17 protein-coding genes, 1 tRNA gene and 1 other RNA gene are annotated in these 21,596 nt (G+C 70.7%); 15 read left to right on the forward strand and 4 right to left on the reverse strand.

The genetic code is table 11. The features are described 5' to 3' along the window. Nucleotides 1-576: 576 nt before the first annotated feature. Nucleotides 577-3,057, forward strand: coding sequence for an endonuclease/exonuclease/phosphatase family protein (locus tag ACFWW9_RS07650; protein WP_390372874.1), 2,481 nt, complete (start codon nt 577-579; stop codon nt 3,055-3,057). A gap of 45 nt (nt 3,058-3,102) precedes the next feature. Here ACFWW9_RS07650 and ACFWW9_RS07655 read toward each other — a convergent pair whose 3' ends face one another. Beyond that, complete coding sequence (locus tag ACFWW9_RS07655; protein ID WP_390372877.1) at nt 3,103-3,756, reverse strand: GPP34 family phosphoprotein; 654 nt, start codon at nt 3,754-3,756, stop codon at nt 3,103-3,105. A gap of 93 nt (nt 3,757-3,849) precedes the next feature. Further along, nucleotides 3,850-3,934: transfer RNA gene (locus ACFWW9_RS07660), tRNA-Ser, on the reverse strand. An 82-nt stretch (nt 3,935-4,016) separates the two neighbouring features. On the opposite strand from ACFWW9_RS07660, the gene ffs reads away from it, so the two are divergent. The 6 genes from ffs to ACFWW9_RS07690 all read left to right on the forward strand — a co-directional run bounded on the left by ffs (nt 4,017) and on the right by ACFWW9_RS07690 (nt 9,951). Further along, nucleotides 4,017-4,111: signal recognition particle sRNA small type (gene ffs / locus ACFWW9_RS07665), an RNA gene on the forward strand. 71 nt (nt 4,112-4,182) lie between these two features. Then, nucleotides 4,183-6,201, forward strand: coding sequence for a DNA polymerase III subunit gamma and tau (locus ACFWW9_RS07670; RefSeq protein WP_390372879.1), 2,019 nt, complete (start codon nt 4,183-4,185; stop codon nt 6,199-6,201). A 124-nt stretch (nt 6,202-6,325) separates the two neighbouring features. After that, the gene (locus tag ACFWW9_RS07675) at nt 6,326-7,252 is read left to right on the forward strand and encodes an ABC transporter ATP-binding protein (protein ID WP_390372881.1); all 927 of its coding nucleotides are present in this window, start codon (nt 6,326-6,328) and stop codon (nt 7,250-7,252) included. Then, nucleotides 7,252-8,097: an ABC transporter permease subunit gene (locus ACFWW9_RS07680; protein ID WP_390372884.1), complete on the forward strand. Its 846-nt coding sequence runs from the start codon at nt 7,252-7,254 to the stop codon at nt 8,095-8,097. The genes ACFWW9_RS07675 and ACFWW9_RS07680 overlap by 1 nt, the downstream gene beginning before the upstream one ends. 28 nt (nt 8,098-8,125) lie before the next feature. Further along, entirely contained in the window at nt 8,126-9,295 is a 1,170-nt protein-coding gene (locus ACFWW9_RS07685) for a sensor histidine kinase (RefSeq protein WP_390372887.1), read from the forward strand. Continuing rightward, entirely contained in the window at nt 9,292-9,951 is a 660-nt protein-coding gene (locus tag ACFWW9_RS07690; RefSeq protein WP_390372890.1) for a response regulator, read from the forward strand. The genes ACFWW9_RS07685 and ACFWW9_RS07690 overlap by 4 nt, the downstream gene beginning before the upstream one ends. Here ACFWW9_RS07690 and ACFWW9_RS07695 read toward each other — a convergent pair. Next, nucleotides 9,948-10,772 (reverse strand): N-acetylmuramoyl-L-alanine amidase, encoded by an 825-nt coding sequence (locus ACFWW9_RS07695; protein WP_390372893.1) that lies wholly within the window; start codon nt 10,770-10,772, stop codon nt 9,948-9,950. The two genes, ACFWW9_RS07690 and ACFWW9_RS07695, sit on opposite strands and share 4 nt — an antisense overlap. 70 nt (nt 10,773-10,842) lie before the next feature. Between ACFWW9_RS07695 and ACFWW9_RS07700 the strand changes: the two genes are divergently transcribed. Genes ACFWW9_RS07700 through ACFWW9_RS07710 form a run of 3 tightly spaced genes read left to right on the forward strand, consistent with a single transcriptional unit; the run spans nt 10,843 to nt 12,277 of the window. Continuing rightward, entirely contained in the window at nt 10,843-11,190 is a 348-nt protein-coding gene (locus ACFWW9_RS07700; protein WP_330877550.1) for a YbaB/EbfC family nucleoid-associated protein, read from the forward strand. Next, nucleotides 11,190-11,798, forward strand: a complete 609-nt coding sequence (recR, locus tag ACFWW9_RS07705; RefSeq protein WP_106185201.1) for a recombination mediator RecR — start codon at nt 11,190-11,192, stop codon at nt 11,796-11,798. The genes ACFWW9_RS07700 and recR overlap by 1 nt, the downstream gene beginning before the upstream one ends. Nucleotides 11,799-11,800: 2 nt before the next feature. Then, nucleotides 11,801-12,277: a uridine kinase gene (locus tag ACFWW9_RS07710; RefSeq protein ID WP_390372898.1), complete on the forward strand. Its 477-nt coding sequence runs from the start codon at nt 11,801-11,803 to the stop codon at nt 12,275-12,277. On the opposite strand, the gene ACFWW9_RS07715 is transcribed toward ACFWW9_RS07710, so the two are convergent. Further along, nucleotides 12,274-15,516, reverse strand: a complete 3,243-nt coding sequence (locus ACFWW9_RS07715) for a BTAD domain-containing putative transcriptional regulator (RefSeq protein WP_390372901.1) — start codon at nt 15,514-15,516, stop codon at nt 12,274-12,276. The genes ACFWW9_RS07710 and ACFWW9_RS07715 overlap by 4 nt on opposite strands. A gap of 262 nt (nt 15,517-15,778) precedes the next feature. Here ACFWW9_RS07715 and ACFWW9_RS07720 point away from each other — a divergent pair, with 262 nt between their 5' ends. From ACFWW9_RS07720 to ACFWW9_RS07740, 5 genes are read left to right on the forward strand one after another with little or no spacing between them, the layout of a single operon-like run. Next, entirely contained in the window at nt 15,779-17,461 is a 1,683-nt protein-coding gene (locus tag ACFWW9_RS07720) for an ABC transporter substrate-binding protein (RefSeq protein WP_390372904.1), read from the forward strand. A gap of 55 nt (nt 17,462-17,516) precedes the next feature. Next, on the forward strand, nt 17,517-18,521 hold the full coding sequence (locus ACFWW9_RS07725) for an ABC transporter permease (protein WP_390372908.1): 1,005 nt from the start codon (nt 17,517-17,519) through the stop codon (nt 18,519-18,521). A gap of 4 nt (nt 18,522-18,525) precedes the next feature. After that, nucleotides 18,526-19,461: an ABC transporter permease gene (locus tag ACFWW9_RS07730; RefSeq protein ID WP_390372911.1), complete on the forward strand. Its 936-nt coding sequence runs from the start codon at nt 18,526-18,528 to the stop codon at nt 19,459-19,461. 5 nt (nt 19,462-19,466) lie between these two features. Then, nucleotides 19,467-20,462: an ABC transporter ATP-binding protein gene (locus ACFWW9_RS07735; RefSeq protein ID WP_390372914.1), complete on the forward strand. Its 996-nt coding sequence runs from the start codon at nt 19,467-19,469 to the stop codon at nt 20,460-20,462. Further along, nucleotides 20,459-21,562: an ABC transporter ATP-binding protein gene (locus ACFWW9_RS07740; protein WP_390372917.1), complete on the forward strand. Its 1,104-nt coding sequence runs from the start codon at nt 20,459-20,461 to the stop codon at nt 21,560-21,562. The genes ACFWW9_RS07735 and ACFWW9_RS07740 overlap by 4 nt, the downstream gene beginning before the upstream one ends. Nucleotides 21,563-21,596 lie beyond the last annotated feature (34 nt).

Genomic DNA, 21,596 nt, shown 5'->3' on the forward strand with positions numbered 1-21,596 from the left:
GATTGCTAGCGGTCCGTGACTCGCAGACCTCGAAAGCGTGTGAAGTGAAAGCTTCCGTGGGTTCAAATCCCACCGCCACCGCTGGTCAGAGAGCCCCGCACCTCACGAGGTGCGGGGCTCTCTGCGTTCCGGTCGCATTCGCGCTGGTCAGCCGCTTGGAGTCGGTGTGGCCGCCGTCCTGTCGGTGGGCTTGAGGTCCGCTCCTCCTGGGGTTCGACGGGGCTGGCGCGCGCCTCGAACAAGGGCGGGTGCAGCACGAGGCGCCTGCCACCTCGTCAGGTCGCAAGCGCCTCGTCCTTGATCCGCTGTGTGGTGCCGGCGCTGGGAGGGCCACCGGCTCGCACCCTCGTGATCAGCCTAGCGCATCTTCGAACACACGTTCGAGTGATCCTGTCACCTTTTGGTTGCGGCAGGGATCGCGAAGCGTGAACCGACCCTATCTATCCACGCCTGTGGGCGGTTCGTTACGGCAGATGTCAACCTCTCAATGGGCGGGTTAACCGTTAGTAACTAAGCCTTCCTTCGTTCACTCGATACGGGGAGGATTCGCGGACCCGCCAACATCCGGAGGACGTTTTGAGACCATCACTGCCCCGCGTCGGACTGGCGGTCACCGCCGCCACCGCCGTGACGCTGGCCGTGGCGCTGCCGGTGACCGCGAACGCCGCGCCGAGCCCGGACGCGCTGATCGCCGAGGTGTACGGCGGCGGAGGGAACTCCGGCGCGACGCTCACCCAGGACTTCGTCGAGCTGGCGAACAGGGGCGCGGCCGCGGTGGCCGTCGACGGCTGGAGCGTGCAGTACCTGCCCGCGAGCGCCAGCGCGTCCAGCACGTGGCAGGCCACCCCGCTGGCGGGCTCCATCGCCGCGGGCGGGCGGTTCCTCGTCGGGGAGGCCAAGGGGACCGGCGGCACGATCGAGCTGCCGACGACCGACGCCACCGGCACGATCGCGATGTCCGGCACCGGCGGCACGGTCGCGCTCGTCGCGGGCACCACGGCGCTGACCTGCAAGACCGCCGCTGCCTGCGCGGCGGACCCCAGCGTGAAGGACCTGGTCGGCTACGGCACCGCGACCGTCGTCCGCGAGGGCACGCCGACCGGCAACCTCGGCAACACCACGTCGGCCGCCCGCGGCGCGGCGCTGGCCGACACCGACGACAACGCCGCCGACTTCACCGTCGGCACGCCGACGCCGGTCAACAGCAAGGGCCAGACGCCCGGCGGCGGCAACCCCGACCCGGACCCCGATCCCGACCCCGTGCCCGGCGACAAGCGGATCCACGACATCCAGGGCCCCGGCCGGGTGTCCCCGCTGGTCGGCCAGCAGGTCACCGGCGTGCCCGGCGTCGTCACGGGTACCCGCACCTCCGGCGACCGCGGGTTCTGGATCCAGGACACCCAGGTCGACTCGGACCCGCGCACCAGCGAGGGCGTGTTCGTCTACACGAACGCCGTCCCGTTCACCGTCGTCCCCGGTGACTCCGTGCTGGTCAACGGCACCGTGGCCGAGTACCGGCCCGGCGGCGACACCGGCACCAACCAGACCCTGACCGAGATCGCCACGCCCACGAAGATCACCGTGGTGTCGAAGGGCAACCCGGTCCCGGCGGCCGAGGTCCTCACCCCGACGTCCATCCCCGAGGCCTACGCCCCGGACGCGGCGGGCGCGACCATCGAGACCCTGCCGCTGGAGCCGACGAAGTACGCGCTCGACTTCCTGGAGTCCCGCGAGGGCCAGCTCCTCCAGGTCGACGACGCCCGCTTCACCGGCCCGGTCAACGAGTTCGGCGAGGGCTTCATCACCACCAAGCCGCAGCAGAACCCGTCGGCCCGCGGCGGCACCGTCTACCTCGGCTACGACCAGCCCAACAGCGGTCGCCTGAAGGTCAAGGCGGGCAGCGCGGAGCTGCCGAAGGCGAACGTCGGCGACGTGCTCAAGGGCGCGACCGTGGGCGCGCTGGAGTACACCAACTTCGGCGGCTACACGCTGGCCACGAACTCGCTCGGCACGTACACCTCCGGCGGCATCAAGCCCGAGGTCACCGGCTCGCAGAAGCAGAGCGAGCTGTCGGTCGCCACGTACAACGTGGAGAACCTGGCCCCGACCAACCCGCAGGCCAAGTTCGACCGGCTCGCGGCCGCGGTCGTGGCGAACCTCAAGAGCCCGGACGTCGTGGTGCTGGAGGAGATCCAGGACAACAACGGCGCCACCGACGACGGCACGGTCGCCGCGGACGTGACGCTGGCGAAGTTCGTCGACGCCATCGCCGCCGCGGGCGGCCCGCGCTACCAGTCGCGGTCCATCGACCCCGGCAACAAGACCGACGGCGGTGAGCCGGGCGGCAACATCCGGGTCGCGTTCCTGTTCAACCCGGCGCGCGTGTCGTTCGTGGACAAGCCCGGCGGCGACGCGACCACCCCGGTCGCCGTCGTGAAGGACAGGGGCCGCGCGGCGCTGTCCGTCTCGCCCGGCCGCGTCGACCCGGCGAACCCGGCGTGGAACAGCAGCCGCAAGCCGCTCGCGGGCCAGTTCACGTTCCGCGGTCGCACGGTGTTCGTGGTCGCCAACCACTTCAACTCCAAGGGCGGCGACCAGGCGATGCACGGCCGCTTCCAGCCGCCCGCCCGCAGTTCCGAGGTGCAGCGGCAGGCGCAGGCCGCGTCGCTGCGGACGTTCGTCGACCAGGTGCAGGCGATCGACAAGGGCGCGAACATCGTCCTCGCCGGTGACATCAACGACTACCAGTTCTCGCCCGCGGTGCAGAAGCTGACCGCCGGGGGAGCCGTCGTCGACCTGATCGGCACGCTGCCGCCGCTCGAGCGCTACAGCTACGTGTTCGAGGGCAACGCCCAGGTGCTCGACCACCTGTTCCTGAGCAAGAACATCAAGCGCTTCAACTACGACGTCGTGCACATCAACGCGGAGTTCGCCGACCAGGCGAGCGACCACGACCCGCAGGTGGTGAAGGTGCGGCCCAGCACGGGCAGCGCGCTCGCCGACGAGATCCTGTTCCTGGTCGAGGACCTGCTGGAGCACCTCCAGCGCCAGGTCTGACGTCCAGGGGACGGGGCCCGCTCCGGCGGGCCCCGTCCGGCGTTCTCAGGAGCCGCTGGAGCCCGAGGAGGACGCCACCACGACGGCGGCCGTCACGGCGGCCTGGATCGCCTGCACGGCCTTCTTCACGGCGACGCCGACCCAGTCGCCCTCGCTGATCTCCTTGGCCCGCGCCTTGAGCGCCTTCTTGTCGCCCTCCACGACCTTCGGCACCACGCCGATGGCGTGCAGCAGGGCGATCAACGTTCCCGCTCGTTCGCTCGGCTGCTGCCCGCCGACGAGCGCCGCCGTCAGCTCCGCCCGCACCGAGTCCTCGTGCGCGGAGTCGATCGCGGGCCACGTCTTGCGCGGGAACAGCCCGAGCACCTTGTCCTTCTCCTGCTTGACGAGCCCGCGCCCGGTCAACGCCTCCAGCACGGTCTCGCGCACGTGCTTGGTCAGCGCCTCCACGGCCCGCTGCGGCTTCGCGGGAGCCTTCTCGGTCAACCGCGCCAGGCCCGCCTCCAGCACCGGCTCGTCGAGCGCGGCGGTGTCCATCACGTGCAGCTTGCCGCCCTCCTCGGCGACCCGACCGGCCGTGACGAGGTCCACCAGCACCGCGCCCGCGAGCGCGTGGTCGGTGGAGGTGCCGTCGGTGATCAGCTTGCCGGAGTCGTCGTCCAGCAGGAGCAGCAACAGGTCCTCGGCGAGAGTTGGCATGCCCCAACGTTATTGGATCGCCGGGAAGACGGCGATCTGCCGAAAAGGCAGAAGCCCGGACACGGCGAGGTGTCCGGGCTTCTGCTTCGAGAGCGGAGGATACGGGATTTGAACCCGTGAGGGGGTTAACCCAACACGATTTCCAGTCGTGCGCACTAGGCCACTATGCGAATCCTCCGTGGTCCAGCCTAGCGGACCCCCGTGATCCCTCCAAAACGGGGTCGACGCGGCGGGTGCGGATCACGACCGGCTACACTTGCCTCGGACCTCGTGCGGTACTCATCTCGCGAATCTCCCCAGGGCCGGAAGGCAGCAAGGATAAGCGGGCTCTGGTAGGTGCACGGGGTCCCCTTTTATGCCCTGGTCAGAGCAGGTCCGCTCCCAGTGCGTCCAAGACTGTCGTCCCCCACCGGTAGGGTCTCGAACGTGGCGCTCGCCCTATACCGCAAGTACCGACCGGCCACCTTCGCCGAGGTGGTCGGGCAGGAGCACGTCACCGATCCGCTGCGCATCGCGCTCGGTGCGGGCCGCATCAACCACGCGTACCTGTTCTCCGGGCCGCGCGGCTGCGGCAAGACGTCCAGTGCTCGGATCCTGGCGCGCTCGCTGAACTGCGTGAAGGGCCCGACGCCCGACCCGTGCGGCGAGTGCAACTCGTGCATCGGGTTGGCGCCGAACGGGTCCGGCACGGTCGACGTGGTGGAGCTGGACGCGGCCAGCCACGGTGGCGTGGACGACGCCCGCGAGCTGCGGGACAAGGCGTTCTACGCCCCGGCCGAGGCCAAGTACCGGGTGTTCATCGTCGACGAGGCGCACATGGTCACGACGCAGGGCTTCAACGCCCTGCTGAAGATCGTGGAGGAGCCGCCGGAGCACCTGATCTTCATCTTCGCGACCACGGAGCCGGAGAAGGTCCTGCCGACCATCCGGTCGCGGACCCACCACTACCCGTTCCGGCTGATCCCGCCCGGCGCGATGCGCGCGCTCCTGGAGCGCAACTGCGCCGCCGAGGGCGTGACCGTGGCCCCCGCCGTGTTCCCGCTGGTCATCCGCGCGGGCGGCGGGTCGGCCCGTGACACGCAGTCGGTGCTCGACCAGCTGCTGTCCGGCGCCGGGCCGGAGGGCGTGACGTACGACCGCGCCATCGCGCTGCTCGGCGTGACGGACGTGGCGCTGATCGACGACATGGTCGACGGGCTGGCCAACCCCGACCGGCTCCAGGCGGGCGCGGCGGTGTTCGGCACCGTCGACCGGCTGGTGGAGGCCGGGCACGACCCGCGCCGGTTCGCCTCGGACCTGCTGGAGCGGCTGCGCGACCTGGTGCTGCTGTGCGCGGTGCCGGACGCGGCCGACCGGGGCCTGGTGATGGCCCCGCAGGACGAGCTGGCCCGGATGGTCGAGCAGGCCAAGAAGATCGGGCCCGCGACGCTGACCAGGTTCGCCGAGATCGTGCACACCGGTCTGGTCGACATGCGCGGCGCGACGGCCGCGCGGCTCGTGCTGGAGCTGCTGTGCGCGCGGATGCTGCTGCCGTCGGCCAGTGACACCGAAGCCGCTGTGCTGCAACGGGTCGAGCAGTTGGAACGCAGGCCGGTCGGCCAGGTCGTGGCCGCGTCCGCTCCCGCCGCCGCGGCGGCCCCTGTCGCCCAGGCTCCCGCTGCCCAGGCTCCCGCGGCCCCGGCGGCTCAGGCGCCCGCCGCGGCCCCGCCGGTGGCCGGGAAGCCCGCCTTCCAGCGACCGTCCCAGCGCCCGCCCGAGCCCGAACCCGCTCCGGCCGCGGCCACCCCGCCCAGCCGTCCGGAACCCGCCCCGGCCGCGCCGGAACCGGTGGCCGAGCCCGCGGGCACGGACATCGCCGCGATCCGCCGCCGGTGGGCCGAGCTGGTCACCGCGGTGCGGCAGGTCAACGCCGTCGCCGGGGCGATGCTCGGACCGGCGACCGTGGCCGAGGTCGAGGGCAACTCGATCGTCCTGACGCACCCGTCCGCGCCCATCGCGGGCAGGCTCACGAACGAGCCGCGCAACGCCGGGGCGATCACCCAGGCGTTCGGCAAGGTCCTGGGCGGCACGTGGCAGGTCAGCGTCGTGCACGGCGAGCCGGGCTCCGGTCCGGTGCGGCCGACGCAGGTCAAGACCGCCCGGCCCGCGCCGACGCGGCCGAGCCAGCAGGGCAGGCCCGTGGCAGCGCCGGAGCCGCCGCAGCGGCAGGCCCCGACCGGGCGCCCGCCCGCCGACGACGTGCCGCCGCCGCCCGAGCCGCCGGACCTCGACGAACCCCCTCTGCCACCGGAGCCGATGGACGAGGAGGAGATGCTCGCCGAGGTCGCGGCCATGCCCCCGACCGACCCCGGCGCGCCGAGGGCCGACCCCGAGGCCGCTGTGCTGCAACTCCTCGCCGACCAGCTCGGCGCTCGTCCCCTGAAGTCGGAGCGCGCGAAGCGCTGAGTACGACCACGGGTGGAGGGGCGTACCGCGATCGCGGTACGCCGAGGTGTCTGCGGCGGTAGGACGATCTTCGCCGCCGATCGGACGACTCTTGAGGGACCACAACGGAACCTCAGGAGCGGCGATGATCGAGGTAGCGAACCTCACCAAGCGGTACGGGGCCAAGACCGCGGTCGACGGGCTCACCTTCACGGTCCAGCCGGGCACGGTGACCGGGTTCCTCGGCCCGAACGGCGCGGGCAAGTCGACCACCATGCGGATGCTCGTCGGCCTGGACACGCCGACGTCCGGCACCGCGAAGGTCAACGGCAAGCGGTACGCCGAGCACTCCGCCCCGTTGCAGGAGATCGGCGTGCTGCTCGAAGCTCGCGCCGTGCACCCCGGCCGCTCGGCCCGCGACCACCTGCTCGCCATCGGCGCCACGCACGGCATCACCGCCAAGCGGGTCGACGACGTGCTGGAGCTGGTGGGCCTGACCGACGTGGCCCGCCGCCGGGTCGGCAACTTCTCCCTCGGCATGGGCCAGCGGCTCGGCATCGCCGTCGCGCTGCTGGGCGACCCGCACACCGTCATGCTGGACGAGCCGGTCAACGGCCTCGACCCGGACGGCATCAAGTGGATCCGCCAGCTCCTCAAGGGCCTGGCCGCCGAGGGCCGCACGGTCTTCATCTCCTCGCACCTCATGAGCGAGATGGCGCTGACCGCCGAGCACCTGGTCGTCGTCGGCCGCGGCAAGCTCATCGCCGACGTGTCGGTGGCCGCGCTGATCGAGTCCGCCACCCGCGGCGTGCACGTCCGCACGCCCCGCGCGAGCGACCTCGTCCGGCTGCTCAACGGCGACGGCGTGAAGATCACCTCGCTGGGCGGCGGCGTCCTGGACGTGATCGGCCGGACCACCGAGGACATCGCGGACCGGGCGCTGGCCGCCGGGATCCCGCTGTACGAACTCACCCCCCAGCGCGCGTCGCTGGAGGAGGCCTACATGGAGTTGACCGAGGCGTCCGTCGAGTACCACGGCGGGACGACCGCGACGTTGCGAGAGGCAGCCTGATGAGCACCCTGACGTTGGACGCGCCGGTGGTCGTGCCGCCGCCCGCGAAGCCCGCCCTCCGCCTGTCGTTCGGCGGTGTCCTGCGCAGCGAGTGGATCAAGCTCCGCAGCGTCCGGTCCAGCGCGCTGACCCTGCTCGGGGCCGCGTTCGCCATGCTCGCCGCCGGCCTGGTCTTCGCCTCGACGATCAGCAACAACGGCGTCGGCAACGGTCCCGGCCCGCGCGGCGGGATGACCGACCCGACGGCCATCTCGTTGAGCGGCGTCACGTTCGCGCAGCTCATCATCGGTGTGCTGGGCGTGCTGGTCGTCTCGAACGAGTACTCGACCGGCATGATCCGGTCCACCCTGACCGGTGTCCCGACCCGGTTCCCGGTGCTCGCGGCGAAGGTCGCCGTGGTGATCGGCTCGGTGTTCCCGACGATGCTCGCGGTCTCGCTCGGCGCGTTCTTCGGCGGCCAGGCGATCATGAGCGGCGGCACCCTGCCGACGGCCGCGATCGGCGACCCCGGCGTGCTCGCCGCGGTCGTCGGGTCCGCCGCCGCGCTGACCGGCGTCGCCGTCATGGGCGTGGCGCTCGGCTCGATCCTGCGCAGCACCGCCGGCGCGATCTCCACGCTGTTCGCCCTGGTGTTCCTCGCCCCCGGCCTCGGCCAGCTGCTGCTGCCGACCTCGTGGCGCGACGACGTGCTGAAGTACCTGCCGTCCAACGCGAGCAGCTCGTTCACCAGCGTCACCCCGGCCTCCGACATGCTCGGCACCACTGCGGGCGCGCTCGTGTTCGCCGCCTGGGTCGTCGTCCCGCTGGTAGTCGCCGCGGTGCTGCTGCGCCGCCGCGACGCGTAACCGGCCCTAGGCTTCGGAGGTGTCCACGATGACGTCGAGGTTCCGCGCCCTCGCGCGACGGCACCCGACCGTCGTGGACGCCTTCGGCGCGCTGGTGGTGTACTTCGCGGCCGCCGTGCCGAAGGGGCCGCCGGGGACCGTGCACCAGCAGCTCCGGTCGCCCGCGACGCTGGCGTTCCTGGCCGCCGCGGTCGCCGTGCTGGCGGTGCGCCGCAAGTGGCCGCTGGCGACCCTCGTCCTCACGACCGCGGGTGTGGTCCCCGCGGTCGTGCTCGGCCTCCAGATGGAGCCGTTCCTCATCCCGGTGGTCATCGCGACCTACACGGTGGCGGTGCGCACCGACCGGTGGACGGCGCTGCGGTCGGCGGTGCCCACGGCGCTGTTCCTGATGCTCGTGGTGATGCTCCTGACCCCCGCTCCGGGCTTCACCTGGGAGAGCCTCGGCCGGTTCGCCTGGATCGCCATGGCGGCGGCGATCGGCGACGCCGTGCGCAGCAGGCGGGCGAACATCGCCGCCATCGAGGAACGGGCCGTGCGGGCCGAGCGGACCCGCGAGGAGGAGGCCCGCCGCCGGGTCGCCGAGGAGCGGCTGCACATCGCCCGCGAGCTGCACGACGTGGTCGCGCACCACATCGCCGTGATCAACGTGCAGGCGGGCGTGGCGGGCCACCTGATCACCTCCCAGCCGGAGGCCGCCGCCGAGGCGCTCGGGCACGTCCGCCGGTCCAGCCGGGCCGTCCTGGACGAGCTGAGCGGCCTCCTCGGCGTGCTGCGCAGGCCCGAGGAGTCGGACACGCCCACCGAGCCCGCGCCCGGCATGGCGCAGCTCGACGACCTGGTCGAGTCGTTCCGCGCGTCCGGCCTCGACCTGCGGGCCTCGTTGACCGGCGAGGTCCACGACCTGCCCGCCACCGTCGACCTGGTGGCGTACCGGGTGGTGCAGGAGGCGCTGACCAACGCGCACCGGCACGGCTCCGGCACCACGCGCCTCTCCGTGGCCTACACGCCGTCGGAGATCGTCCTGGAGGTCGTCAACGCGCCCGCCGCCCACCCGCACGCCGGGGGCTCCGGCCTCGGTCTCGTCGGGATGCGGGAACGGGCCGGCGCGGTCGGCGGCGCCATCGAGGCCGGGATCGAGGCGGACGAGAGGTTCCACGTCCGAGCGACACTGCCACTCCAGTTGGGGAAGAAGCCATGACGATCCGCGTCCTGCTCGCCGACGACCAGGCGCTCATCCGCGCCGGGTTCCGCGTGCTCATCGACTCCGCGCCGGACCTGGAGGTCGTGGGGGAGGCCACGAACGGCCTGGAGGCGGTGAAGCTGGTCCGCACGACCCGCGCCGACGTGGTGCTGATGGACATCCGGATGCCCGAGCTGGACGGCCTGGAGGCGACCCGGCGGATCATCGCCGACGACGACTTCGCGGGCGTGAAGGTGCTGATCCTGACCACGTTCGAGATCGACGACTACGTCGCCAAGGCGATCCGCGCGGGCGCCAGCGGCTTCCTCGGCAAGGGCGTGGAACCGGCCGAGCTGATCACCGCGATCCGCACGGTCGCCGAGGGCGACGCCCTGCTGTCCCCGAAGGCGACCCAGGCGCTGATCAGCCAGTTCCTCTCGCAGCCCACGACGAGCGCCGCCACCCCGGAACGCCTGGCCGTGCTGACCCAGCGCGAACGCGAGGTCGTCGTCCTGGTCGCGGGCGGCCTGTCGAACGACGAGATCGCCGCCAAGCTGTTCGTCTCCCCGCTCACCGCGAAGACCCACGTCAACCGCGCGATGATGAAGCTCCACGCCCGCGACCGCGCCCAGCTCGTGGTGATCGCCTACCAGACGGGCCTGGTCCAGCCCTAGCGGCCGATGTACGTCATCAGGGCGGTGGCGATGGCCACGGCGTAGCGCTGCTTGCCGTCCTCGCTGCCGAGCACGCCCGCGTCGGCGGCGTCGCGCATGTTGCCGCACTCGACGAACACCGACGGCTTCTCCGACAGGTTCAGCCCCGCCAGGTCGCCTCGCCCGTCGAGGCCGTTCTGGCCGATGTAGTTCGCCGGCGCGAACCCGGCCTTGCCCAGGCCGTCGCGGAGCACCGTCGCGAGCCGCAGCGACGGCTCGCCCTGCGCCTCGTTGAGCGCGGGCAGCGGGTAGGCGACGTGGAAGCCGTGCGCGCCCGCCGCCTCCGAGCCGTCGGCGTGGATCGACACGACGGCCGCCGCGTCCGACCGGTTGGCGATGGCCGCGCGCTCGTCCACGCACGGGCCGACGCCGGTGTCGTTCTCGCGGGTCATCACGACCGTCACGCCCCTGATCGCCAGCGCGTCGCGGACCCGCAGCGTCACGTCCCAGGTGAACGCGTGCTCGGGGTACCCGGCGTTGGTCTGGGTGCCGGTGGTGTCGCACTCCTTCGTCTTGCCCGCGCCCGCCGGGACCTGCCGGGCGATCTCGTCCGGATGGCCGCCGTTGCCGCCGTTGTGGCCGGGGTTCAGCACGATCACCACAGGTGGCGGGGTCGACGTGGTCGTCGCGACGGGTGGCGGCGAGGAGGAGGCGGACGCGCTCGGCGGGATCCCGACTGTCACGATCGGGTCCAGCACGGGGGTGTGCTCGGCCACGGGCTCGCCGCCGCACCCGGCCACCACGAGTCCCACGGCCACCACGGTCGGCCACCACCTGCGCACGCCGCCCACGGTGCCAGAAGCGACGCGACTACGCTCGTGGGCGGTGGCAAATCCGACGAGAGGAACCGCGGTGCAACCCGGTCAGCCCAACATGCAGCAGATCCTCCAGCAGGCGCAGAAGATGCAGCAGCAGCTGGTCACCGCCCAGGAGGAGCTCGCCGACGCCGAGGTCACCGGCACCGCCGGTGGCGGCCTCGTGACCGCCGTCGTGTCCGGCGCGGGCGAGCTGAAGAGCCTCGACATCGACCCGAAGGTGGTCGACCCCGAGGACACCGAGACGCTGGCCGACCTCGTGGTCGCCGCGGTCCGCGACGCCAACCGCGCCGCGCAGGAGCTCGCCGCCCAGAAGATGGGCCCACTCGCCGGTGGCATGGGCGGCATGGGTGATCTCGGCGGTCTGGGCGGGTTGCTCGGCTGATGTACGAAGGTCCCGTTCAGGACTTGATCGACGAACTCGGCCGGTTGCCGGGCGTCGGGCCCAAGAGCGCGCAGCGCATCGCCTTCCACCTGCTGGCGGCCGAACCGGCCGACATCGGGCGGTTGCAGGACGCGTTGCAGAAGGTCAAGGAAGGCGTCGTGTTCTGCGACGTCTGCGGCAACGTCTCGGCCGAGACGACCTGCCGGATCTGCCGCGACACCAGGCGCGACGTGACGCTGATCTGCGTGGTCGAGGAGCCGAAGGACGTGCTCGCGGTCGAGCGGACCCGCGAGTTCAAGGGCCGCTACCACGTGCTGGGCGGGGCGCTGGACCCGTTGTCCGGTGTCGGCCCCGACCAGCTGCGGATCCGGCAGCTGTTGCAGCGGATCGGCAACCAGGTCGACGGCAAGGACGTCGCGGAGATCATCATCGCGACCGACCCGAACACCGAGGGCGAGGCGACCGCGACCTACCTGGTCCGGATGCTCCGCGACTTCCCCGGCCTGACTGTGACGCGCTTGGCGTCCGGCCTGCCGATGGGCGGCGACCTCGAGTTCGCGGACGAGCTGACGCTGGGCCGGGCCATGTCCGGTCGGAGGGTCGTCTAGAGATGCGGCTGGTCGCCGTGGACGGGCCTTCCGGGGCTGGCAAGTCCACGGTGGCCCGCGCGCTCGCCATAGAGATGTGCGCGACGCTCATCTCGACGGACCACTTCGCCACCTGGGACAACCCCGTGGCGTGGTGGCCGCGGCTGTTAGAGGGCGTGATCGACCCCTTGGCCCGCGGTGAATCCGGCCGCTACCAACGGATGGACTGGTCCGAGGGCTGGCCGCGGCTCGGTGAGTGGGTCACCGTCGAGCCCGCCGACGTGCTGATCGTCGAGGGCGTGTCCTCGGCGCGCCGGTCGATCGCGGCCAGGCTCGACCTCGCGGTGTGGGTGGACGGGCCCGCCGAGGCCGAGCGCCTCGAACGGGCCGTGGCCCGTGACGGCGAGGCCAGCCGTGAGCACCTGCGGCGGTGGCAGCGGTTCGAGCGCGGCTGGTTCGCCGTGGACGGCACCCGCGCGCGGGCCGACCAGGTCGTCTAGCCGAGCAGGCTGCGCAGCGGCGCCGCTTCCGGCGCGCCGATCTCCGTGTACAGCTCCAACGCCTGCCGCCGGTGGTCGTCCGTGCCGCCCGCGTCGCCCGCCAGTTGCAACGCCCGCGCGTGCACGAGCCGCTGCCCGGTCGCGGCGCTCAGCTCCACGGCCCTTGCCGCGCACTCCGCGGCCTGCTTGCGGTCGCCCAGGTCCAGGTGCAGCCTGCCGAGCAGGACGAGCACGTCCACCTCGGCGATCCGCAGCCGGTAGCAGCGCGCGTTGTCGAAGGCCAGCGTCGCCGACCGCAGCGCCTCGTCCAGCCCGCCCGCCGCGCGCTGCGCGTGCGCCAACCCCTTGCGGGCCGCGCAGATCCCCCACGGGTAGCTGGTCTCCTCGGCGATGCGCAGCGCCTCGGTGTGCTGCCGCAGCGACTCCTCGTGCCGCCCGAGCCCGGCCAGCGCCTCGCCGAGCACGTTGCGGGCGTCGCACACGCTCTTCATGTTGCCGGACTCCTCGGCCAGTTCGAGGGCTTTCCTGGCCTCCTCCACGGCTTCCGCGCACCAGCCGCGCATCGTGTGCGCCTGCGCCAGGCCCTCGTGCGGGAGGTTCGCGAAGCTGCGGGCGGCGGCCTGGCTGTAGAGGACGCCCGCGCGGTCGAACAGGGCCGCGGCGCGGTCCGGGTGGCCCTGGAGCAGGTGGACCTCGCCGAGCGCGCGGTAGCTGTTGGCCTGCGTCATCCACGCGTCGAGCCGGTTGCCGACCTCCAGCGAGCCCTCGAACGACGCGGTGGCCCGGTCGAGCTGCCCCAGCAGCAAGTAGACGCCGCCGAGGTTGAGCAGAGCGATGCCCTCCTGCTGCGACGCGCCGATCTCGCGGGTGATCACCAGCGCGCGTTCCAGGTAGTGCGCGGCCTGCTCCAGCTCGCCGAGGTCGATGTAGACGGTGCCGACGTTGGAGAGCACGGCGGCGTTCGCGGCGGGCGCGGTCGCGCCGCGCTCCTGGATGGGGAACGTCCGCAGGTAGTAGTCGACGGCGACCCGGTGCCTGCCGATCGCCCAGTACAGGGTGCCGAGCGACGACAGCATCGCGACCTCGCCGACCTCGTCGCCGATCCGCTGCGCCACCGCGAGCCCGGCCTTGCCGGTCGCCAGCCACTCCACGGGCAGGCCCTGCACGTAGAAGTAGCGGCGCAGCGCGTCGGCCAGCTGCCAGCAGTCGGCGCTCGGCTCGCCGTCGGTCGCGTGCACGACCAGCGCCACGAGGGTGGCCCGTTCGGTGTCGAGCCAGGCCAGCGCGTCGTCCGGCGCGACGAACGTCTGCGGGGTCACGTCGGACGACGTCGCCTCGCGGGGCAGGCGCATCAGGGTGTTCTTCAGCGCGTCGGTGGCGTTGTCGACCGACCGGATCGCCCAGTCCAGCAGCCGCCGGAACGCCTGCCCGCTCTCGGCGGGGTCGTCCTCGAACGCCAGCCGTTCGGCGGCGTAGTCCCGCAGCAGGTCGTGGAACTGGTAGCGGCCCGGCGCGTGGTTGTCGACCAGGTTCGCGGTGGCGAGCCGGTCCAGCCGCCGTCGGGCGTCCTGGGTCGTGAGGCCGCCGAGCGCCGCGGCCACGTCCGCCGTGATGTCGGTGCCCGGCGTGATGCTGAGCAGCCGGAACAGCTGCGCCAGCTCGGGTTTCAGCGCCGCGTAGGAGAGGTCGAACGCGGCGTGCACAGCGGCCCGCTCGTCGCCCTCGACGGTCAGCGCGGCCAGCCGGTTGCCCGCCCGCAGCTCCTCGACGTAGGAGTCGATGGTGATCTCGGGGCGGCTCAGCAGGTTCGCCGCGGCGATCCGCAGCGCCAGCGGCAGGTGCGCGCACAACGCGGTCAGCTCGTCGGCGGCGGCGCTCTGCTCGCGCACCAGGTCCTCGCCGAGCATCCCGGCCAGCAGCGCCTTGGCCTCCTCGCCGTCCAGCACGTCGAGCCGCACGTTGCTGGCCGCGTGGCTGACGGCCAGGCCGCGCAGGGTGTCCCGGCTGGTCACCAGCACGGCGCAGCCGGGGGAGCCGGGCAGCAGCGGCCGGATCTGCTCGGCGTTGGCCGCGTTGTCCAGCAGCAGCAACACCCGCTGGTCGGTCATCCGCGACCGGAACATCGCCTCCTGCTCGTCCTGGTCCAGCGGCACGGACTCGGGCGCGACGCCCAGCGCCCGCAGGAACCGGGGCAGGACGTCCACCGCGCTCAGCGGCGGGCCCGGCGCGTACCCGCGCAGGTTCACGTACAGCTGCCCGTCGGGGAAGTTCGCCCGCATCTGGTGCGCGGCGTGCACGGCCAGCGCCGTCTTGCCGACGCCCGGCGGGCCCGCGAGGGTCACGACCGGCACGCCCTGCGCCGTCCGCAGCAGTGCCTCTATCAGCACCACGGCCTGCGCGCGGCCGACGAAGTCGCCGATGTCGGCGGGCAGCTGCGCGGGCACGACCCGGTCGCGCTTGGCCATCGGCGACGCGGTCTTCGCCAGGTCCAGCTCCGGCGAGCCCGCCAGCACCTGCTGGTGCACGCGCCGCAGCTCGTCGCCGGGGTCGATGCCCAGCTCGTCGGCGAGCTGGTCGCGGACCCGGCGGTAGGCGCCCAGTGCGTCGCCCTGCCTGCCCGAGCGGTACAGCGCGAGCATGAGCTGCGCCCACAGCCGTTCCCGCAGCGAGTGCTCGGCGGTCAGCCGCGACAGCTCCGGCACCAGCTCGGCGTGCCGCCCCAGCTCCAGGTCCACGTCCACGCGCCGCTCGACCGCGTGCAGCCGCTGCTCCACCAGCCTCGGCACCTCGTCGCGGTGCAGCGCCTCGGACGGCACGTCCACCAGCGCGGGTCCGCGCCACAGCGCCAGCGCCGTGGTGAACAGCCCCGAGGCGGCGTGCAGGTTGCCGTGCGTCCGCTCCTGCTCGCCCTGCTCGACCAGCCCGCCGAAGCGGACGACGTCGATGGTCTTCTCGTCCACGTCGACGAGGTACCCGTCCGGCACGGTCCGGATCGGCACGTGCCGACCGAGCACCTGCCGAAGCCTCATCACGTAGGTCTGGAGGGTGCCGCGCGCCCGCGCGGGCGGGTCCGCGCCCCACACGTGCTCGGCCAGCTCGTCCACCGACACGCTGGACCCGGCGCGCAGCAGCAGCGACACCAGCAGGGACCGCTGGCGGCCCGCGCGGACCGGGATCGGCTCGCCGTCGACCACCACCTGGAGGGGTCCGAGGAGGTGGAACTCGAGCTGCGAGCCCATCCGCGACCTCCTCCGCCCGTGTCCGAAGTCTTCCGGCCGAACCCGCGCGTCACACGCCGATCCGACATCTCCGTTGTACAGCCTAGGAGAGCGCTCACCGGATCGTCCGTGGTCACGTTGGGTCAGCGGGCGTGCGCCGGACGTACCACAATGGCCCTTCGCGTGGCCGTATCGTGACCTGCAGGGTTCCGGAAGGACAACTTGCACCGGTTAGGGTCGGCGACCACACCGTGAGATCGTCGGATTCACCAAGGGGTGCTTGATGCTTCAATCCCGAACGGCTCGGAGCCGTTGGCTGGCCGCGATCGGCCTGGTCAGCGTCTCCGCGCTCGCCTTGTCGGCCTGTGCGCAATCCGATCGCGCCACCGACAGCTCAGGTTCCGGCAAAGTGGGTGGCACCTTCACTTTCGGTGCCGCCGGCGCGCCGAAGCTGTTCGACCCGTTCTACGCCACTGACGGTGAGACGTTCCGCGTCGCCCGCCAGATGTTCGAGGGGTTGACCACCTTCAAGCCCGGCACGGCCGAGCCCGCTCCCGAGCTGGCGGAGAGCTGGTCGCCCAGCTCCGACGGTCTCACCTGGACCTTCAAGCTCAAGCAGAACGTCAAGTTCCACGACGGCACGCCGTTCGACGCCGCGGCCGTCTGCGCGAACTTCGACCGCTGGTACAACCAGAGGGGCGCCGGCACGTCCGACGCCGTCTCCCAGTACTACGTGGACAACTTCGGCGGGTTCGCCGACGGCGCGAAGCCGTCGCTGTACAAGTCGTGCGCCGCGAAGGACGGGTCCACCGCCGAGGTCGTCCTCACGTCGGTGACCTCGAAGTTCCCGGACATCCTGGGCCTGCCCTCGTTCTCCATGCAGAGCCCGACGGCGCTCAAGCAGTACGACGCCGACAACGTGCAGGCGCAGGGCGACAGCTTCGTCTTCCCGGCGTACGCGATGGAGCACCCGACCGGCACCGGGCCGTTCAAGTTCGGTTCGTACGACAAGGCCAACAACACGGTCGAGCTCGTGCGCAACGACGACTACCACGGCACCAAGGCGAAGCTGGACAAGGTCGTCTTCCGGATCATCCCGGACGAGACCGCCCGCAAGCAGGCGCTCCAGTCCGGCGACATCGACGGCTACGACTTCCCGGCCGCGGCTGACTGGGAAGGCCTGAAGAAGGCCGGCTTCAACGTCGCCATCCGCCCGGCGTTCAACGTCATGTACTTCGGCATCAACCAGGCCGGGAACCCGAAGCTCCAGGACCTCAAGGTCCGCCAGGCGCTGGCCTACGCGATCAACCGCGACCAGCTGGTCAAGTCGCAGCTGCCCGAGGGCGCGAAGGTCGCGGACGAGTTCATCCCCGAGACCGTCGGCGGCTACACCAAGGACGTCACCAAGTACCCGTACGACCTCGCGAAGGCCAAGTCGCTGCTCGCCGAGGCGGGCGCGTCCGACCTGACGCTGAAGTTCTACTGGCCGTCCGAGGTCACCCGCCCGTACATGCCCAGCCCGAAGGACATCTTCGGCGCCATCTCCGCGGACCTGGAGAAGGCGGGCATCAAGGTCGAGGCCACGACCAAGCCGTGGAACGGCGGTTACCTCACCGACGTCGACCAGCACGTGCCGGACGTCTTCCTGCTCGGCTGGACCGGTGACACCGGCTCCGCCGACAACTGGATCGGCACGTTCTTCGGCAACCCGGAGAACCGCTTCAGCACCGGCAAGTCGGCGTGGGGCGCCACCCTCGCGACGGACCTGAAGGCCGCGGACGCCATCCCGGACCGCGACAAGCGGCTCAAGGCGTACGAGGAGCTCAACAAGAAGATCATGTCCGAGTACCTGCCCGCGGTCCCGGTCTCGCACTCGCCGCCCGCGCTGGTGCTCAAGTCGGACATCAAGGGCGTCGTTCCCAGCCCTCTCACCGACGAGAAGTTCGGCCCGGTCAGCAAGGGCTGAGCCCCGCTCCACCGTCGTCCGAGAGAACAACTAGAGAGAACAACGGGGTAGGTACGTGCTCCGCTACACCGTAAGGCGGCTCATCCAGCTGCTCGGCGTGGTGCTGGTGCTCTCGTTGCTCGTCTTCGCGTGGTTGCGCGCACTCCCAGGAGGGCCGGCTTCGGCCCTCCTGGGGGACCGCGGGACCGACGAGTCGCGGGCGGCGTTGGAGAAGCAACTCGGCCTTGACCAGCCGGTTATCGTCCAGTACTTCAAATTCCTCGGTCGAGCCCTGACCGGCAACTTCGGCAACTCGACCGGTGTCCAGCCCGGCGACTCGGTGGTCGACATCTTCGTCCAGCGGTTCCCGGCCACCATCGAACTCAGCGTCTTCGCGATCGTCCTCGCGGTGATCGTCGGCATCCCGCTCGGCTACGTCGCGGCCAAGCGCCGCGGCACCTGGTTCGACAACCTCAGCGTCGGCGGGTCCCTGATCGGTGTCGCCGTCCCGGTCTTCTTCCTCGCCTTCGTGCTGAAGGAAGTGCTCGCCTCCAAGCTCGGCCTCCCGTCCGTCGGCAGGCAGGACGCCATCGGCGCGACGAGGGTCACCGGCTTCTTCGTCCTCGACGGCATCCTCACGCAGGAGTGGGACGCGGCGTGGAACGCGCTGAAGCACCTGTTCCTGCCCGCCATCGCGCTGGCGACCATCCCGTTCGCGGTGATCTTCCGCATCACCAGGGCCGCGGTGCTCGACGTGATGGACGAGGACTACGTCCGCACGGCCGAGGCCAAGGGCCTCACCGCGCAGATCGTGCGCACCCGCCACGTGCTGCGCAACGCGATGCTCCCGGTCGTCACCACCATCGGCCTCCAGATCGGCGCGCTGCTCGCGGGCGCCGTGCTGACCGAGAAGGTGTTCGCGTTCTCCGGGGTGGGTGAGGCGCTGGCGCTCGGCTTCGAACGCCGCGACTACCCGGTCCTCCAGATGCTCATCATGGTCGCGGCGGTCGTGTACGTGGTGGTCAACCTCCTGGTCGACCTGTCGTACGCGCTGATCGACCCGCGGATCAGGACGAGGTAGCGCCGTGGCCATCGGAAGTGCCAAGAAAGAGCGCATCGACTCGCTCGCCGAGTCGTCCGCCGACGACTCCGGGGTCAGCCTCGCGGCCAGCGCGTGGAAGCGCCTGCGCCGCAGCCCGGTGTTCCTGTTCGGCTCCTTCATCATCGTCGCGTTCGTGATCGTCGCGATCATCGCGCCGTGGATCGCCCCGCACGACCCGTCGGCCCGCGACCTCGCGGACCAGGTCATCAAGGCGCGCAACGAGATCCCGAAGCCGCAGCCCGGTTACCCGCTCGGCGGCGACCTCCAGGGCCGCGACTTCCTGTCGCGCCTGCTCGTCGGCGCCCAGCAGACCCTGCTCGTCGGTGTGTTCGCCACCGTGATCGGCCTCATCGGCGGTCTCGCGCTCGGCACCCTCGCGGGCGCGTTCGGCGGCTGGGTCGACTCGCTGGTCATGCGGATCGTCGACGTCATGCTGTCGATCCCGCAGCTGTTGCTGGCGTTCGGCATCGGCGCGCTCTTCGCGAAACCGAACCTGTTCACCGTCATCCTCGCGGTGTCGATCGTGCAGATCCCGGTGTTCGCCCGGCTGCTGCGCGGCTCCATGCTGGCGCAGCGGGAGAGCGACCACGTCCTGGCGGCGACGTCGTTGGGCGTGAAGCACGGGTCGATCGTGTTCCGGCACATGCTGCCGAACTCGCTCGGTCCCGTGATCGTGCAGTCGACGCTGGTGCTCGCGACGTCGATCATCGACGCGGCCGCCCTGTCGTTCCTCGGACTCGGGAACCCGGACGACCGGATCCCGGAGTGGGGGCAGATGCTCGGCGGCGCCCAGACCGTGATCGACACGCACCCGCAGCTCGCCTTCTGGCCCGCGGGCTGCATCATCGCCATCGCCCTGGGGTTCACGCTCGTGGGCGAATCCCTGCGCGACGCGCTCGACCCGAAGAACAGGCGGTGAGTCCCGTGGCGCTACTGGAAGTTCGTGACCTCACCGTGGAGTTCCAGCGGAAGGGCGAGAAGTCGTTCACCGCTGTGGACCGGGTGAGTTTCGACGTCGAGCCGGGGCAGACCGTCGGGTTGGTCGGCGAGTCCGGGTGCGGGAAGTCGGTGACGTCCCTGGCGATCATGGGGTTGTTGCCGAAGCGCGGGGCGAAGGTCTCCGGATCGGTGATGTTCGAGGGTGTCGACCTGCTCTCGCTGTCGGACAAGCAGTTGCGGGACAAGCGCGGGCGGGACCTGGGGATGGTGTTCCAGGACCCGTTGTCGTCGTTGAACCCGGTGATCCCGATCGGGCTTCAGGTGACCGAGGTGCTGGAGCGGCACCAAGGGTTGAGTCGTAAGGCGGCGATGGTCGAGGCCGCTGATCTGCTGGACAAGGTGGGGATTCCGGATCCGAAGCGTCGGTTGACGGAGTACCCGCACCAGTTGTCCGGTGGGATGAGGCAGCGGGCTCTCATTGCCATTGCGTTGGCTTGTCGGCCGCGGTTGTTGATCGCGGATGAGCCGACGACGGCGTTGGACGTGACGATTCAGGCGCAGATCCTGACGTTGCTCAAGGGGCTGGTGCAGGATCTTGGGACGGCGCTGGTCATGATCACGCACGACCTGGGTGTGGTTGCCGGGCTGTGCGATGAGGTGAACGTGCTGTACGGCGGTCGTGTTGTGGAGAAGGCTCAGCGGCACGAGTTGTTCGGTGAACCGCGGCACCCGTACACGCACGGGCTGCTGGCGTCGATTCCGCGGCTGGACGCGCCCCGTGGGGAGCGGTTGAACCCGATTCAGGGGTCGGTCGCGGACAACATTCCGTGGGATCACGCTTGTGCGTTCGCGCCGCGGTGTCCCAACGCGTTGGACATCTGTCGGGAGCAGACGCCGGTTCAAGAGGACCTCGGCGGTGGGAGGTTGTTGCGGTGCCACAACCCCGTGCAGCCCGAGGTGCCGCAGGAGGTGTCGGCATGAGCGCTCCGCTGGTGTCCATCGAAGGCATCAAGGTGCATTTTCCGATCAAGCGCGGAGTGGTGCTGGATCGGACGGTTGGGCATGTGTACGCCGTTGACGGTGTGGATCTGACGATTCAGCGTGGTGAGACCTATGGGCTTGTGGGTGAGTCCGGGTGTGGGAAGTCGACCCTTGGGCGTGGGGTTCTTCGGCTGACCGAGCCCACTGCTGGGCGGGTGGTGTTCGACGGGACGGATCTGACTTCGCTCAAGGGTGAAGAGCTGCGGAAGATGCGGCGGCGGATGCAGATGGTGTTCCAGGATCCGATGTCCTCGTTGGATCCACGGCAGTCTGTGGAGTCGATCCTCGTTGAGGGGTTGCACGCGCACGGGTTGGACAAGGACAAGGCTGCTACTGCTAAGCGGTTGAGGTCGTTGCTCTCCTCGGTTGGACTTCCGTCTACCTCCCTTCGGAAGTACCCGCACGAGTTCTCTGGTGGGCAGCGGCAGCGGATCGGGATTGCTCGGGCGTTGGCTGTTGAGCCGGATCTGATCATTGCTGATGAGCCTGTGTCGGCGTTGGACGTGTCGGTGCAGGCTCAGGTGGTGAATCTTCTGGAGGATCTTCAGGAGGAGTTCGGGCTTACTTATCTGGTGATCGCGCACGATCTGGCTGTTGTTCGGCATATCTCTGATCGTGTTGGGGTTATGTATCTGGGTGGGCTTGTTGAAGAGGCCACTTCGGACGATCTTTATGCTGAGCCGTTGCATCCGTATACGCGGGCGTTGTTGTCGGCTATTCCGGTGCCGGATCCTGAGGTTGAGGATCGGCGGGAGCGGATTCTGTTGCAGGGGGACTTGCCGTCGCCTGCTAACCCGCCTACTGGGTGTCGGTTCCACACTCGGTGTCCGTGGAAGCAGAACACCAAGTGTGATACTGAGCGGCCTGCGTTGCGGGAAGTCGTGCCTGGGCACAAGGTGGCCTGTCACTGGGCTGAGGACATTCGGGATGGGAAGATTCGGCAGCACGAGGTTGAGGCGGTGCTTGTCGAAGAAGGCGGGATTTCGCCTGATGTGCCGTTGGTGGGGCCTGTGTCGGTGACCGAGGCGTTGAACCCGTAGGGGCTGAACCCCCGATTGCGCCAATTATCCCACC

Source organism: Umezawaea sp. NPDC059074, assembly GCF_042738955.1.
GTDB lineage: Bacteria > Actinomycetota > Actinomycetes > Mycobacteriales > Pseudonocardiaceae > Umezawaea.

Bases quoted from the DNA above. Each gene is read 5' to 3' on its own strand.
- ACFWW9_RS07655 (WP_390372877.1), bottom strand. From the start codon at position 3,756: ATGCCAACTCTCGCCGAGGACCTGTTGCTGCTCCTGCTGGACGACGAC.
- ACFWW9_RS07675 (WP_390372881.1), top strand. From the start codon at position 6,326: ATGATCGAGGTAGCGAACCTCACCAAGCGGTACGGGGCCAAGACCGCG.
- ACFWW9_RS07680 (WP_390372884.1), top strand. From the start codon at position 7,252: ATGAGCACCCTGACGTTGGACGCGCCGGTGGTCGTGCCGCCGCCCGCG.
- ACFWW9_RS07685 (WP_390372887.1), top strand. From the start codon at position 8,126: ATGACGTCGAGGTTCCGCGCCCTCGCGCGACGGCACCCGACCGTCGTG.
- ACFWW9_RS07690 (WP_390372890.1), top strand. From the start codon at position 9,292: ATGACGATCCGCGTCCTGCTCGCCGACGACCAGGCGCTCATCCGCGCC.
- recR (WP_106185201.1), top strand. From the start codon at position 11,190: ATGTACGAAGGTCCCGTTCAGGACTTGATCGACGAACTCGGCCGGTTG.
- ACFWW9_RS07710 (WP_390372898.1), top strand. From the start codon at position 11,801: ATGCGGCTGGTCGCCGTGGACGGGCCTTCCGGGGCTGGCAAGTCCACG.
- ACFWW9_RS07715 (WP_390372901.1), bottom strand. From the start codon at position 15,516: ATGGGCTCGCAGCTCGAGTTCCACCTCCTCGGACCCCTCCAGGTGGTG.
- ACFWW9_RS07720 (WP_390372904.1), top strand. From the start codon at position 15,779: ATGCTTCAATCCCGAACGGCTCGGAGCCGTTGGCTGGCCGCGATCGGC.
- ACFWW9_RS07740 (WP_390372917.1), top strand. From the start codon at position 20,459: ATGAGCGCTCCGCTGGTGTCCATCGAAGGCATCAAGGTGCATTTTCCG.